Genomic DNA, 14135 nt, shown 5'->3' with positions numbered 1-14135 from the left:
CCGGCTAACAGTTTGATGTTAATCACTATAGCCGACATTTTGCCTGGCATTCTTTGGGGAAAAGTGGGATAACAGGTGGCAATAAAATAACTTCAATGGCGCGTAGCACGCGCGCCATCCCGGCTCAAAAGGAAATTACGGCATGGTACGCTTCAGTGTGCTCGAACCTTGGACAGATCCCCGTGGCGGTCAGATAGAGCGCGTCAGGATAGACAATGGCATTCTGGCACTCGAGGTATTGAGCCTGGGCGGCATAATACGTTCCTTGTGGGCACCGGACAGGGACGGCAACCGCGCCAACCTGGTATTGGGTTGTGACAGCGCAGAGGATTACCTCACCCAGGATGCCCATCTGGGTGCCATCGCCGGCCGTTACTGCAATCGCATCGCCAACGGCCGCATGCAGCACCATGGCGAGCAGTATCAACTGGACGTCAATCAGGCCAGCAATTGTCTCCATGGCGGCAGCGAAGGGTTCAACCGTAAGCTCTGGCACCTGGGTCCCCTCAGCGACGGCGTCCGCCTGACACTGCAGAGCCCGGATGGCGACATGGGCTTTCCCGGCAATTGCACAGTGCAGCTGGATTACCGCCTGGCCGGCAATAACCTCTACGTCGAAATCCTGGCCTCGGTCGACAAGGCCTGTCCCATCAGCCTGACCCAACACAGCTATTTCAATCTCGATGGCAGCGACAGCAATCACGGCCATTGGCTGCAGATAGATGCGCAGCGCTATCTGAGCATGAATGAGGTCGGCATACCGACAGGCATAGAGAGGGTCGATGACTCAGTGCTGGATCTGCGCCGACCGACCCCACTGGGCGCCGGCCTGGCCGATGCCATGCTGGCAGAGACCCAGGGCTATGATCACTGCTATCTGATGGATAATCCGCAAGCCGAGCTCAAACGCTTCGGCCGCCTGAGCAGCCCGGTCAGTGGCCGCGCCCTGAGCCTGTATACCAATCAGCCCGGGGTACAACTCTATGGCGCCAACTTCCTGCAAGGCACCCTGGGGCGCCAGCAGGAGGTCTTGCAACAACATCAGGCGGTGTGCATAGAGCCGCAGATGTTGCCCGATTCGCCGAATCAGGCCGACTTGTTGGGCAATGCCTGGGTCGAGCCGGGCGAGCTTTACCATCATATCAGCCGCTACCAATTCGACACCGACGCCTGAATGCCGACGACACGCTCGCCGGCCGAGGCAGGAGAAGATCCTGCGGCTCAAGCCCGATGTCGAGCCTATGGGATTCAAGTCAGACGGGAGTGCCGGCGCTCGGGGAAAGGGAGGAAATTGACTAATGGATCTGAAGTTTAATGCCGAGGATATAGGTCAAATCAGTATCGGCGCCTTCGCCCTGTCTGTGCCTGTGGCCTTTTCGGAGGAAGCCTGGAAAATGTCGGCCAGCCTGCCGCCACTGAATCTCCTGCTGGTGGTACTGCTGTCGCTGGGGTTTATCACCCTGTTCGCCTATCAGAGCGTATTTCAGGCGAATGTGGCCAAGCGGATCTGGGTGTTTGTCTTCAGAATTGCCGCGGCCTACTGCCTGACCTTGGTGGTTGTGGGAATTGTGTTGTTAGCGCTGGATAAATTGCCTTTATTGACAGATACTTGGGTGGCAATCAAACGTATCTTGCTCATCGCCATGCCGGCCTCAATGGGCGCCATCATAGTCGACAGCTTCGACAAGGAATAATCCGCACCGACTTATTCCCCGCTGGCCGAGCAGACTGTCATGCAGGCAGAGCGACTTCAGCGCTAGCATTTCAGGGTAGAAGTCGCCTCGCACTGCCACACCAGGTTGCCATCGCGGCGCAGTTTTCGCCTGCCTGGTGCCGACACTAAGCCTTAATCGTCAAAATCGTCCGCCCAATCATCATCGAAATCTGCGCCCATGCTCTCGGACTCCACCTCAGGTTCAACCTCAGGCTTGGCCTTGCGCACCGGAGCGGCTTCCTTGACATTGTTCAGCTCGACACGTGTCTGGTGTTTTGTCATGAACTGGGTGCGTGCCTCTTCCCAGGCGGCGCCGAATTTAGCTTCCGCCGCCTTTACACCGGCCTCATCCAAATCGTACAGATTTACTTTAACGATATCTTCCACATACTCGACTATCGTATTTCTGTCCGTGTTGTACAGATAGATACGGCCAGTCGCGGCGTCAGGCAGTTGGTTGTCGTGAACCACTATGGTGTTACCCTTGGAGGTTCTCAGTTCGCCAAACCAAAGCTGTTTCTTTGCTGTGTTATACATATATGCCAATACCCTTAAATCAACACATACACTAGGAGTTTCTCATTTTGAATCAGCGAAGCGTCGCTCACTCGTATCCGCAGAAGCCGCCCTCATTCAAGCGGCGGTTTCATCCGGGTATTTTTACAGAAAATTGCCGATAATCAATGCCAAAATTTATGAATTTTTTCCTAATTACCGATTAATTTTCACCTGCGCCCGACAAACATCTCAGTCACTACCGACTTTAGTCGAAAAAAGCAGCGCATCAAGTTTTCCCGGCGATTATTCCACCCTCCGGGGGACGACCCGGCGGCTCACACAGTGAGCACCAACTTGCCCCTGTGGCTGCCCGTCTCCATCAAGGCATGGGCCTTGGCCGCGTCGGCGAGCGGGAAGGTGGCAAAGATATGCGGCGCCAGCTTGCCTTCGGCCAACAGCGGCCAGACTTTCTCCCTCAGCTCGCCGGCAATCGCCGCCTTGGCGGCCACACTCTGGGGCCTGAGGGTCGAGCCGGTCCAGCGAATGCGCTTGGCCATCAGCCGAAAAATCTCCACCTCGGCCTTGGCGCCGCGCTGCATCGCCACAGACACCATGCGGCCATCCATTGCCAATGCCTGCAGGTTGAGGTTGATGAAATCGCCGCCGGCGATGTCGAACACCACATCCACCCCTTGCCCCCGAGTCAGGGCCAGTACCGGCTCGACGAAGTCACGGCTGCGGTAATTGAGCACCTCATCCGCCCCCAGGCCGCGACAATAGTCGACTTTATCGTCGCTGCCCGTGGTGGCTATCACCCTGGCACCCAAGGCATGGGCCAATTGGATTGCCGTGCTGCCTATGCCGCCGGAGCCGCCATGGACCAAGACGCTTTCCCCCGGTTTGAGGCCGGCGCGCATGAACAGGTTGCCCCAGACGGTGAAAAAGGTCTCGGGCAAGGCCGCCGCCTCGACCAGGCTCATCCCCTCGGGCACGGGCAGACAGTGGCTGGCATGGGTCAGCACATATTCGCCATAACCGCCCCCCGGCACCAGGGCGCACACAGAGTCCCCCAACTGCCACGCATTCACCCCCTCGCCCAGGGCACAGATCTCTCCCGCGACCTCCAGCCCAAGTATCGGGGATGCATCCGCCGGCGGTGGATAGGCGCCCACTCTCTGTTTGATATCCGGGCCATTGACCCCGGCGGCAGCCACCCGGATCAACACCTGGCCCGCGGCCGGCAGCGGCAGGGGGGAACGGGACAGATGCATCACCTCCGGGGCTCCCGGCTGGCTAAAGGCGATACGGGCATAATCCTTGGGTAAGTCAGGCATGGCTGTACTCCATCTTATTGGCGTCTGGGTAGGGCGTTGCTGGCTGCCCTGTCATGGGCACTATCGACAACAATTTCATCGCCATTGAGTGTACCCCATGGCGGCATGGGGTAGATCAAAAAGCTGTACCCGGCCTGAACGCATGCACAATAAAAAGCCAACAACGATAGCTATAAACACAATATAATCAATATATTGAATGGATGTCACGTTCATTTATACGCGCAGATACGGTTAAAAAACAAACTATTTATATTGTATATTATATATTCATTGCTATATTGTTTCTCACTTGTGACATCCGCGCCGCCGTCTCTGGCCGAATGCGCGCAAGCACCCGGTAACACCAAAGGAAAATCTGCCTGGCAGACAAAATAAAAATGGAGCTAATATGAAACACACCACCCTGGTTGCAGCACTCAGCCTGGCCATGAGCACAGCCTCTATGGCCGCCGGCTACCCCTCAGCGACACCTGCATCTCAAGCGGCAACGCAGGCGCCCTTATCCCAAAGAGCGCCACAGGCGGCATTGAGCAGAACTGCGACAAACGCGCCAGCGGCCGCGAGCCGAGCCCGTTATAACAGCAAGAGTGACAACAAGAGTGACAACAAGAATGACAGCAAGAATGACAACAAGCTGCTCGCCTCCCCCAACGAGCCGAGCAGACCCACAGAGTCGAGCCAGCCCAACAGCCGAATGACGCCGCTGGCGCTGAGCGCCAGCCAGGACTGCAGCAGTTTCATCGGCCAGTCGGGTCAGGCACTGGTCACGGCTCTGAGCCAAGCCACCCCTGTGTGTGTCGGGGCGCTGTTCAACATCAAGGGCAACGACGCCACGCTCACCTTTACCGAGGCTAACATGCTCAGTGTCGCCACCGCGATCCGCGACCGGGCGGCCGGCTATACCGGGGTCGATACCACGGGCATAGAGTCGCTGATCACCTTCCTGCGGGCGGCCCTGTTCGTGCAGTTCTACAACCCGGACGATGTGCCGGCCTACGGCGGCGCGGTCAAGACAGATATCCAGACGGCACTCACAGCCCTGTTTGCCAACGGCAATATCTGGACAGTCTCGAATGCCAACGCCAGCGTGCTCAAGGAGACGCTGATCCTGGTGGACTCCGCCAACCTGGGCGCCGCCTTCAACGACATCAGCATCAAGGTGCTCACCGACTATGATGCCGCCTGGCAAGCCAACGCCGGCATGAGCGCCGCCGCCAACGCCGTGTTCACCACCCTGTTCCGCGCCCAGTGGGACGATGAGCTGCAGGCGCTGTTCGCCACGGATCAGCGCATCCTGGATGCACTCAACAATTTCCAGGCGAATAACCGCCAGCTGCTTGGCACCAATACCGAGTATCTGCTGGTCAACTCGGTCAGGGAGCTCTCCCGCCTCTATTACATAGAGGCCATGCATGACAGGGTCGCCGAGCTGGTCAAAGGCGTGCTCAACAGCACCAGCAAGACGGACGCCAGCAAGGTGTTATGGCTGGCCGCCGCCGAAATGGCCGACTACTATGATCGCGCCCACTGCGATCAATACAACCTATGTGGCTTCAAGGCCCAGTTGGAGGCAGAAACCCTGAGCTTCAATTGGAAATGTTCCGACACCCTCAAGATGCGTGCCCAGGAGCTGTATCGGGATCAGGCCGGCTGGGCCTGTGACGTGCTGACCAGCCAGGAAAGTTATTTCCACAGCAAGCTGGAAACCAATCATATTCCGGTCGCCAACGACAACAACGACGATCTGGAGCTGGTGATTTTCAACAGCTCGTCGGACTATAAGTCCTTCGCCGGCAGCTTCTTCGGCATCAATACCGACAACGGCGGCATGTACCTGGAGGGCTCTCCCGCCAGCCTGAAAAACCAGGCCCGCTTCATCGCCTATGAGGCAGAGTGGCGCTCGCCGGACTTCCACATCTGGAACCTGCAACACGAATACGTGCACTACCTGGATGGGCGTTACAATCTCTCCGGCGACTTTGGCCGCGGCACCTCGGCCGACACCATCTGGTGGATCGAGGGCCTGGCGGAATACATTTCCTACCGGGATGCCAACACCCGCGCCATAGCACTGGGGGAAACCCGCGAATTTACCCTGTCGACCATATTCAAGAATAACTATGACTCGGGCCAGGACCGCATCTATCGCTGGGGCTACCTGGCGGTACGCTTCATGTTCGAGCGCCACATGGACGACGTGCGCCAGATCCTCAACTACCTGAGACAAGATCAATACACTGAATATCAGGCCCTGATCGACGGCATAGGCAGCCGCTACGACAACGAGTGGCTTGGCTGGCTCAGCAGCGGCTTAAGCAGCGCCGACAATGGCATAGTGGATAAGGGCCCGAGCGATAGCGACGCCCAGGCGAGCGGCACCGAGGGCAACTGGTCCGGTCCTGAGCCTACCACCAGCACAGACTATTCCCCCTGCGAGGTCACGGATGAAGCCTACCGTTATAGTCCTTCGGCCAGCCTGAAGCTGGAGACGCCGATGGAATGCATAGACGCACAGCAGGGCCGGGCCAGCTTCAGCTTCGCCAATACAGATCACTCGGCACAGGATCTCTGGATCAAGATAGGCGGCGGTTGGGGCGATGCCGACATCTACTACGACTCCCGCGGTTGGGCCAACGGTGAACAGAACCAGGGTGCCGGCATAGGCAATGGCAACTATGAGGTCATCAAGGTCAGCCTGAACCCGGATGAATTCTGGCATTACATCACCCTAGAGGGCGACTTCGGTGGCGTCGACATGCTGGTCAGCACCACAGAGCTGACCGCAGATCCCGATCCGGCCCAGGGCGGAGGCGGCGATTGCGGTGCCCCGACACTGGACTATGGCAAGCTGACCCTGGCCCGGAGCGAGTGTATTGCCGGCGGCAAGAATAGCTTCTACCTCTGGGTCGAAGAAGATAACACCCCCATCAGCATCAACACCCAGGGGGGCAGCGGCGATGCCAACATCTACTTCAACGCAGACAACTGGGCCAGCCAAGACAACGCCCAGGCCAGCAGTGTGCATCAGGGTAACCAGGAGTCACTGCAGGTCACGGCCAACCGCGGCTGGCGCTATATCACAGTGGATACGGACACAGAGTTCAGCGGTGTCAGCCTGACTGTGACCCAAGGCGGGACCGCCGGCATAGCCGACGCCTGTGCCAGCCAGAGCCCAGTCAGCAGTGGCCAGTTGGTGTCGGGCCAGGCGGTCTGCGCCGCCGATGGCATAGACTACTACAGCCTATGGGTGCCGGCCGGCACCAGCCAACTGCAGCTGGTATCGGATCACGGCAGCGGCGATGTCAGCCTCTATGGCGGCAGCAATTGGGCCAACGCCCAGAGCTATGAAGCGGCCTCAGTCACTCAGGGCAGCACCAGGGAATCCTTCAGCGTGACCAATCCGAGCGAGGGCTGGTACTACATCACGGTGCAGAGCGAACCCCAGAGCAGCGGCGTCGCCGTACAGGCCACACTGCAATAAATCTTTGTAAAACCTGGACTTCCTGGGTTTAACCGCAAAAAACAAGCCCCGCGCTGTCGTTGACAACCCGGGGCTTATTTTTTGCCGCTGGGCGGCCAGGCCTGAACCTAACCGACTTGCAGCCTGTCGGCCAGGGCATCGAAGCCGGGCCTGAGGGCCACTTGACCCTGCATGCAGCTCTGTGCCAGCGCCTGCAGTTCGGCCCTCTGCGCCCTATCCTCGCCGGCATTCTGCCCCAATAAATCGTCCAGCAAACAGCCGAAGGCACGGACTTCTATGGCTTCCATCGCCCTTCTTTGTGCCGCGGGCAAGGCGGCCAGATTAGAGGCGGCGCCGAAGTCGCCGAACAGGATGTCGGCCGCGGCATTGGCCATGATGTTATGGGCATAGACGTCGCCATGACTCACCCCCCGGCGATGCAGGTGTGCCAGGGTGGCGGCCATCTGCCGGGCCATGGCGGCTATCTCGGCCGTGCTGAACTCGGTGCCGGGCGCGAACGTATCCCGGGTGCAACTCGCCAGCGACGGCGGCAGCCCCAGGTTGCTGAAGTCATCCGGGATCAACTCCATCACCAACCCCAGCTGTTCGGGCTCGGCAATCTGGCCTATGACCCGGATCAGATTCGGGTGGCCACCGGCTGTCAGGCAGCAATCGAGTTCGTCCTCCGGGTAACCGTCGCTGGTCACTGCGCCCTTGAACAACTTGACCGCTATCTCGGACTCGGCGCCGGCAAGCCCGGCGACAGCAGGGCGCCACTTGCCCCGAAAAATGACCCCCGAGGCCCCCTCGCCCAGCCGTTCTGTCAGTGCTATGTCGGCCAGTTTCACCTTGGGCACGGTCGCTGCCACCGGCTCGCCCGCCACGGGCCGGCACAGGGGATTACCGCCGAAAGCCAACCAGGCGAGTCTGGGGAGTTGCAGCAACCAATCGGGCAGTGCCGTCAAACGGTTGGCCGACAGACGCACCAGTTCCAAGCCATGACAGTCGGCCATGGTGTCCGGCAGGGAAGTCAACTCATTGCCCGCCAGGGCCAATTTCTGCAAGCGATACAGCTTCCCCATGGACTCGGGCAGTTGCCTCAGCTTGTTATCCGTCAGGATCAGCCAACGTGTCCGCTCGGGCAACGCTCCTTCGGCGAGGCTGTGGATACGATTGGCCTTGAAAGCTATCATCTCCAGCTTGGGGCATTTCCCCAGCACCCTGGGTACCTGTTCGAACTGGTTATTCGACAGAAACAGTATCTTAAGCCGCTGCAAACGATCGAAATCGTCGGGCAAGCTGCTCAAGCCATTGTTGGACAGATCCAGCACTTCGAGGGAATCGGCCAGGCTGAAAATTTCACGGGGGAACTCGGTTAAATTTTCCGCCAGTTGTAATCGTGTCACCCGGCCTAACCGGCCGGCTCTGAGCTGCGCTAAGGTTTGCAAGCCACCATCCCTCTATTCGCCGTTAAAATCGCGGCTATGGTAATGCCTGCCGGGCGCAGATGCCAGCCGCCCGCCCCAGAAAGCCATAGCCACGAGTGGCATCAGCCGAGAACCACAGTGGGAATATAGGACAGGAGACGGGAGCAGAGCATGGCTCAGCATGCTCTACCGGATGAGTCGACCTGGGCCCGAGCCCGGTCGGTCGCTATCACTTACCCGAGGTCAAAGCGGTGTAACTGGTTATCAGGTTGCGATAGTCGGGAATGTGGTTGGAGAACAGAGCCCCCAAGCCTTCGATATCGTTGCGCCAATCTCGGTGCAGCTCACAGGCAACCCCGAACCAGCTCATCATCTGCGCCCCCGCCTGCTCCATCCGGCGCCAGGCGGCATCACGGGTGACCTCGTTGAAGGTTCCCGAAGCGTCCGTGACCACAAAGACATCATAACCTTCTGCCAGTGCCGACAATGCAGGAAACGCCACACAGACCTCGGTCACCACACCCGCAATGATCAACTGTTTCTTGCCTGTGGCTTTCACCGCCTGAAGAAAGTCTTCATTGTCCCAGGCATTGATCTGCCCGGGCCTGGCGATATAGGGCGCCTCGGGAAATGTTTCCTTCAGCTCGGGAACCAGGGGGCCGTTGGGGCCATTCTCGAAGCTGGTGGTCAATATGGTGGGTAACTTGAAGTACTTGGCCAGATCGGCCAGTGCCAGGACGTTATTCTTAAACTTATCGGGATCGATATCACGCACCAACGACAGTAAACCCGCCTGGTGATCGACCAAGAGTACCGCGGCCTGATCTTTATCTAAACGTACATATGGCTTGCTCATGTGAAGCTCCTCTTTGCTGTGGTGGGATGGCAAAGCCATCCCTGATGTTTCATCTGCCTGGGACTAACGCGGCATGGCACCGAAGCGGCCGTTGTTGAAGTCCTGTATCGCCTGCGCTATCTGCTCATGGGTATTCATCACGAAGGGACCATAGCCGACTATGGGCTCGTCCAGCGGCTCACCGCTGAGGATCAGCAACTTGCTGTCCGCCTTGGCACTCAGGGATACCGCCTCGCCTTCGCGGGTCAATACCGCCATCTGCGCCTTGGCAATTGGCTTGCCATCGGCTTTATCGCCATCCGAGACCTCGACCTCCCCCGCGAGCACCACCACAGCCAGGGTGCGCCCCGCCGGCAGACTGAAGTCCAGTGTCTTGCCGGCATTGAGACGCAGATCCCAGACGTCCATGGCCGAGAAGGTGTGCGCCGGCCCCCTATTGCCCAGATATTCCCCGGCAATCACCCTGACCACACCCGCGTCGTCCGCCAGCGCCACCGCAGGGATTTCCTTATCCACTATGCCCTGGTAACCGGGTTTGGCCAGCTTGTGTTCGGCGGGCAAGTTGACCCATAACTGCGCCATCTCGAATGGCCCGCCCGTCTTGGCGTAGTGGTCGGAATGGAACTCTTCATGCAAGATGCCGGCACCCGCCGTCATCCACTGCACATCGCCCGGGCCTATGATGCCGCCGGCGCCGGTCGAGTCTCTGTGTTCCACCTCACCGTCATACACTATAGTCACAGTTTCGAAGCCGCGATGGGGATGCTGACCCACGCCACGCCTGTGGCTGGTGGGACCGAACTCATGGGGACCGGCATGGTCCAGCAACAGGAAGGGGCTCAGCTCTTCGCCTAACTCGCTGTAGCTGAACAGGGAACGCACAGGAAAGCCGTCGCCGACCCAATGCTGTGCCGGGCTGTTATAGACACCGATAATCTGTTTCATCTGTTTCTCCAACGCACTGCTGGCAGCGCAATACTGATCTTGCCTATGAGCATAGTTTCGCGACGCTGGCTTTGGTAGACGGCAATATCTACACTTAGCGTTCCACCAATAGAACGACAAGAACCGGAAATACCATGCAAGACTTAAACGATCTCTACTTTTACGTACAGGTAGTGCTGCACAATGGTTTTTCTCCCGCCAGTCGCGCCCTGAACCTGCCCAAGTCCAAACTCAGCCGTCGGGTCGCGCTGCTCGAGGAGCGCCTGGGGGTACGCCTCATTCAACGTTCCTCGCGCCAGTTCATAGTCACGGACATAGGCAAGGAGTACTTCAGCCACTGCCAGGCCATGTTGGTCGAAGCCCAGGCCGCCCAGGCGGTGATCGACATGAATCAAACCGAGCCCCAGGGACTGATCCGTCTGAGTTGTCCGCCGGCGCTGCTCTACTCCAGCCTGGGCGACATGTTGGCGCGCTTCATGGTGGATAACCCCAAGATCCAGATGCAATTGGATGTCACCAACCGCAATGTCGATGTGCTGGCGGAGGGACTGGATCTGGCGCTCAGGGTGCGTTTTCCACCGCTGGAAGACACGGATTTGGTGATGAAGGTACTGGCCGAGAGCCCACAGAAACTGGTCTGCCATCCAGGATTACTGCAGGGCATCCCCGCACCCCAAGTCCCTGAGGATTTGGCGCAGTTGCCCAGCCTGGGGCTGGATGGCGCGAGCCAACAAGGGATCTGGCAGCTGGAGGGCCCGGCAGGCGCCACTGTGCAGTGGCGCCATGAGCCCAGGTTGATAGTCAACGACATGGTCGGCCTGCAGGCCGCCGCCCTCCAAGGAGTCGGCATCGCCTCACTGCCCGCCTTGATAGTGCATCAGGACTTGCTGGCCGGGCGCTTGGTCGAAGTGCTGCCTCTATGGGTGCCCCGCAGTGGCATACTGCACGCCATCTACCCCTCGCGCCGCTGCCTGCTGCCTAAGGTCAGGTCGCTGCTCGACTTCCTCGCCGCCGAATGCAGCCGCCTGAGTCAGGCCGATATCGGCTTGCGACAGACGGGTTAAGCTGCTGAAACTCATGTGCTGAAGCTAAGGTGGTGAAATTCATGTGGTGAAACAAGCTCTCGCCAGCTGCCTGAATTGCGCACCGGCAGCGGGCAACCGCCTTGTTGCAGGCAAAAAAAAAAAGCCCCGCTTCATCGGGGCCTTTCTGGGGCGTGACAGCCCTGTTGAAGGAGCCACTACATGGGCTCACCAAGGCTGGGGTTTCGACGGCCTAGGCTTTCACGCCTTTTCCTTCAAGCCTATGCTATCCATCCAATAGTCGAAGTTGACCATGTTGCCCGGCAGCACTATGCGGCTGCTGTTGTGGCTCAGGCCATCGAGCTGCCGCATGTATTGCTCGCCCAGCTGCATCCGCAACGCGTTGTGACCGCCGGGAGCGGCGATCACCTCGGCCAGACGTTCTATGGATTCGGCGGTGGCCCGTGCCAGGGTGAGAATCTCCTCGGCCTTACCCTCGGCCTCGTTGATGCGGCGCTGCATTTCCCCCTCGGAACGGTTGATGGTTTCCGCCTTCACCCCCTCGGAGCGATTGATCTTGCTCTGCTTATCACCCTCGCTCTTGGCCAGCAGGGCGCGGCGTTCCCGCTCGGCATTGACCTGCATCTCCATGGCGTTCTTGACGGTTTCCGGCGGGGTGATGTTCTTGATTTCGTACCTGTGCACCCTGATGCCCCACAGGGCACCGGCCTGATCCAGCACTTCCACCACCTTGGCCGAGATCAGATCCCGCTCCTCGAAGGTGCGATCCAGATCCAGGGTGCCTATCACAGATCTTGTCGTGGTCTGCGCCAGCTGGATCGCGGCGTAGCGATAGTCTGTGATGCCATAGCTGGCCTTGACGGGATCCATCACCGAGATGTAGATGACGCCGTCGACCTCGACATTCACTTCGTCGCTGGAGAAACACTCCTGGGGCGGCACATCTATGGTCTCCTCTTTGAGATCATGCACATAAGCCACATTGTCGACGAAGGGGATCAGCGCATGGAAGCCGGCATCCAGGGTCTTATGGTACTTGCCGAGACGTTCGACTATGTAGGCCGACTTGGTCGGCACCAGGCAGATGGATTTGAATAACTTGATGATGAAGATGGCGAAGATCAGTCCCCAGATCGCCATGACTATCAGGTCTGTGTCTATTCCGTTGATCATGAACGTGCTCCCTTTTCGGTTTGAACATTGGCGCCGACGGCATGAGTCACTTGCTCCATGCCCTCGAAGAAACCTTCCAACTTGGCCATTTCGGCCGGCACCACAGACACTTCGGCCTGTTGCAATATCTTACCCACCTGACCTATGAACTGCTCCTTGAGCAACATGTTCATCGCATCCGTGCCGCCATTGAAGGCCAGCGCCTGGGAGATCATCCCCATGCCTTCGGCCTTGGCCCGAGCGACTATGGCGATCTCCTGGCCTGTCCCCTTGGCCTCGTTGATGCGTTTCTGTTTCTGGCCCTCGGACAGGTTGATCGCCTCCTGGCGCTCGCCTTGGGACATGTTGATCATCGCCGCCTTCTCGGCGTTGGCCAGGGTGATCTCGGCGCGTTTGCGGCGCTCGGCCTCCATCTGCTTCTCCAGGGTGTGGATCACATGCCGCGATGGGGTGATATTCTTGATCTCGTAACGCAATACCTTGATGCCCCAGGGATCCGAAGCCTTGTCTATCTCGCGCACTATCGACTCGTTGAGGCTGTCGCGCTCGGAGAAGGTCTCGGTCAGGGACAGCTTGCCTATCTCGGATCTCATTGTGGTCTGGGCCAGGTTCACCGCCGCCTTGCGGTAGTTTTCAATCCCATAGCTGGCGAGCTTGCCGTCCATCACCTTGAGGTACACCAGGCCATCCACTTCCAGCTGGGTGTTGTCTTTGGAGATGCAGCTCTGGGGCGGCACGTCCAGCACCTGCTCACGGGTATCGTGGCGATAGGCCACCCGATCGAAGAAGGGGATCAGAAAATGAAACCCTGGATAGAGCACGGTGCGGAACTTGCCCAAACGTTCGATCACATGGACCTCGCGCATGGGGACTATCAGCATCAGCTTGTAGAGGATAAACAGGACGAAGAGTACGACCAGAGTAAAAATAAACATGGATTCCTTCCTTATTAACTTAAGATTATTCGCCCTGGACCGGCTCGACCACCAAGGCAATATTTTCCCGACATATGACTCTGACGCTGGCGCCGACGGGGATCTCGCTGCCGTCCCCCAAGGCCGGCCACTCCACCCCGTGGAATTCGACCCTGCCGGGTTTTTCCCCGGGTCCTATGACCTCTTTGACCAGTGCCAACTGGTTAAAGATGTCCAGCTCCTCATCCGTGTTGCCCACATGAGCATCACCGCCAACCCATTTCTGGGTCAGCTGCCTGAAAGCAAGCAGCAAGACGATGGAGGCGATAAACCAGAGGGTTAGGCTCTGGGCCAGGCCCGTCACCAAGCCAAGGCCAAGGGCGCCGGCAACCAGAATACAGGCGGCGCCGAGCAGGACGACTATTCCCCCGGGAAGGATAAGCTCCGCCAACATGAGGACAGCCCCAAGGGCAGCCCAGGCCATAACCGAATCTGTGAACATCCTATTCCCTCCTTAGCCGGCTGCGGTGGCAGCCTGTCGCACTCACTCTCGCGCTAGTGCACCGGCACTCACGCAATAGCACTATAGCAGCCGGCTTGCGCTTTATCGACATATTATGTCATAAAAATTATTCCCTGCCCCGGATACAGACTAAGACGGAGATCCAGGGCACATAGATACTAAAGCAAAGATGCCAACTTGGTATAAAAAAGTTAGAATTCAGCGCCTTTGCAGCCATATCCCCCGCCTCTGCTTGCCCGTTAACG

Annotated in this window: 12 protein-coding genes; 4 read left to right on the top strand and 8 right to left on the bottom strand. The window is 58.6% G+C overall.

The features are described 5' to 3' along the window. The first annotated feature begins 142 nt into the window (after window positions 1–142). Window positions 143–1174 (top strand): aldose epimerase family protein, encoded by a 1032-nt coding sequence (locus HC757_RS17300; RefSeq protein WP_169565645.1) that lies wholly within the window; start codon window positions 143–145, stop codon window positions 1172–1174. Window positions 1175–1298: 124 nt separating this feature from the next. After that, window positions 1299–1694 carry a DUF2391 family protein gene (locus HC757_RS17295; RefSeq protein ID WP_169565644.1) on the top strand — a complete coding sequence of 132 codons (396 nt, stop codon included), beginning with the start codon at window positions 1299–1301 and terminating at the stop codon, window positions 1692–1694. Between the two features lie 152 nt (window positions 1695–1846). Here HC757_RS17295 and HC757_RS17290 read toward each other — a convergent pair whose 3' ends face one another. Beyond that, complete coding sequence (locus HC757_RS17290) at window positions 1847–2251, bottom strand: hypothetical protein (protein ID WP_169565643.1); 405 nt, start codon at window positions 2249–2251, stop codon at window positions 1847–1849. A 296-nt stretch (window positions 2252–2547) separates the two neighbouring features. Further along, window positions 2548–3546 carry an NAD(P)H-quinone oxidoreductase gene (locus HC757_RS17285; RefSeq protein WP_169565642.1) on the bottom strand — a complete coding sequence of 333 codons (999 nt, stop codon included), beginning with the start codon at window positions 3544–3546 and terminating at the stop codon, window positions 2548–2550. A gap of 391 nt (window positions 3547–3937) precedes the next feature. On the opposite strand from HC757_RS17285, the gene HC757_RS17280 reads away from it, so the two are divergent. Next, window positions 3938–7030, top strand: coding sequence for a M9 family metallopeptidase (locus HC757_RS17280; RefSeq protein WP_169565641.1), 3093 nt, complete (start codon window positions 3938–3940; stop codon window positions 7028–7030). A 107-nt stretch (window positions 7031–7137) separates the two neighbouring features. On the opposite strand, the gene HC757_RS17275 is transcribed toward HC757_RS17280, so the two are convergent. The 3 genes from HC757_RS17275 to HC757_RS17265 form a co-directional block, all read right to left on the bottom strand. Continuing rightward, window positions 7138–8457, bottom strand: coding sequence for a leucine-rich repeat-containing protein kinase family protein (locus tag HC757_RS17275; protein ID WP_169565640.1), 1320 nt, complete (start codon window positions 8455–8457; stop codon window positions 7138–7140). A gap of 208 nt (window positions 8458–8665) precedes the next feature. After that, window positions 8666–9292: an isochorismate family cysteine hydrolase YcaC gene (ycaC, locus tag HC757_RS17270; protein WP_169565639.1), complete on the bottom strand. Its 627-nt coding sequence runs from the start codon at window positions 9290–9292 to the stop codon at window positions 8666–8668. 63 nt (window positions 9293–9355) lie between these two features. Next, entirely contained in the window at window positions 9356–10237 is an 882-nt protein-coding gene (locus tag HC757_RS17265; protein ID WP_169565638.1) for a pirin family protein, read from the bottom strand. A 134-nt stretch (window positions 10238–10371) separates the two neighbouring features. On the opposite strand from HC757_RS17265, the gene HC757_RS17260 reads away from it, so the two are divergent. Continuing rightward, window positions 10372–11301 (top strand): LysR substrate-binding domain-containing protein, encoded by a 930-nt coding sequence (locus HC757_RS17260; protein ID WP_169565637.1) that lies wholly within the window; start codon window positions 10372–10374, stop codon window positions 11299–11301. 219 nt (window positions 11302–11520) lie between these two features. Here the strand turns inward: HC757_RS17260 and HC757_RS17255 are convergent, their stop codons facing one another. The 3 genes from HC757_RS17255 to HC757_RS17245 are packed head-to-tail and all read right to left on the bottom strand — an operon-like array spanning window position 11521 to window position 13869. Next, entirely contained in the window at window positions 11521–12453 is a 933-nt protein-coding gene (locus tag HC757_RS17255) for an SPFH domain-containing protein (protein WP_169565636.1), read from the bottom strand. After that, on the bottom strand, window positions 12450–13388 hold the full coding sequence (locus HC757_RS17250; protein WP_169565635.1) for an SPFH domain-containing protein: 939 nt from the start codon (window positions 13386–13388) through the stop codon (window positions 12450–12452). Before HC757_RS17250 ends, HC757_RS17255 begins: the two co-directional genes overlap by 4 nt. Window positions 13389–13413: 25 nt before the next feature. Continuing rightward, window positions 13414–13869, bottom strand: a complete 456-nt coding sequence (locus HC757_RS17245) for an NfeD family protein (RefSeq protein ID WP_169565634.1) — start codon at window positions 13867–13869, stop codon at window positions 13414–13416. Window positions 13870–14135 lie beyond the last annotated feature (266 nt).

The sequence above is a fragment of the Shewanella salipaludis genome (genome assembly GCF_012911865.1).
Lineage (GTDB): Bacteria > Pseudomonadota > Gammaproteobacteria > Enterobacterales > Shewanellaceae > Shewanella > Shewanella salipaludis.
This window is presented reverse-complemented; position numbering and strand designations above follow the sequence as displayed.

Coding starts and splice junctions, on each gene's coding strand:
- HC757_RS17260 (WP_169565637.1), top strand. CDS start 10,372: ATGCAAGACTTAAACGATCTCTACTTTTACGTACAGGTAGTGCTGCAC.
- HC757_RS17295 (WP_169565644.1), top strand. CDS start 1,299: ATGGATCTGAAGTTTAATGCCGAGGATATAGGTCAAATCAGTATCGGC.
- ycaC (WP_169565639.1), bottom strand. CDS start 9,292: ATGAGCAAGCCATATGTACGTTTAGATAAAGATCAGGCCGCGGTACTC.
- HC757_RS17265 (WP_169565638.1), bottom strand. CDS start 10,237: ATGAAACAGATTATCGGTGTCTATAACAGCCCGGCACAGCATTGGGTC.
- HC757_RS17255 (WP_169565636.1), bottom strand. CDS start 12,453: ATGATCAACGGAATAGACACAGACCTGATAGTCATGGCGATCTGGGGA.
- HC757_RS17290 (WP_169565643.1), bottom strand. CDS start 2,251: ATGTATAACACAGCAAAGAAACAGCTTTGGTTTGGCGAACTGAGAACC.
- HC757_RS17300 (WP_169565645.1), top strand. CDS start 143: ATGGTACGCTTCAGTGTGCTCGAACCTTGGACAGATCCCCGTGGCGGT.
- HC757_RS17285 (WP_169565642.1), bottom strand. CDS start 3,546: ATGCCTGACTTACCCAAGGATTATGCCCGTATCGCCTTTAGCCAGCCG.
- HC757_RS17245 (WP_169565634.1), bottom strand. CDS start 13,869: ATGTTCACAGATTCGGTTATGGCCTGGGCTGCCCTTGGGGCTGTCCTC.
- HC757_RS17280 (WP_169565641.1), top strand. CDS start 3,938: ATGAAACACACCACCCTGGTTGCAGCACTCAGCCTGGCCATGAGCACA.
- HC757_RS17250 (WP_169565635.1), bottom strand. CDS start 13,388: ATGTTTATTTTTACTCTGGTCGTACTCTTCGTCCTGTTTATCCTCTAC.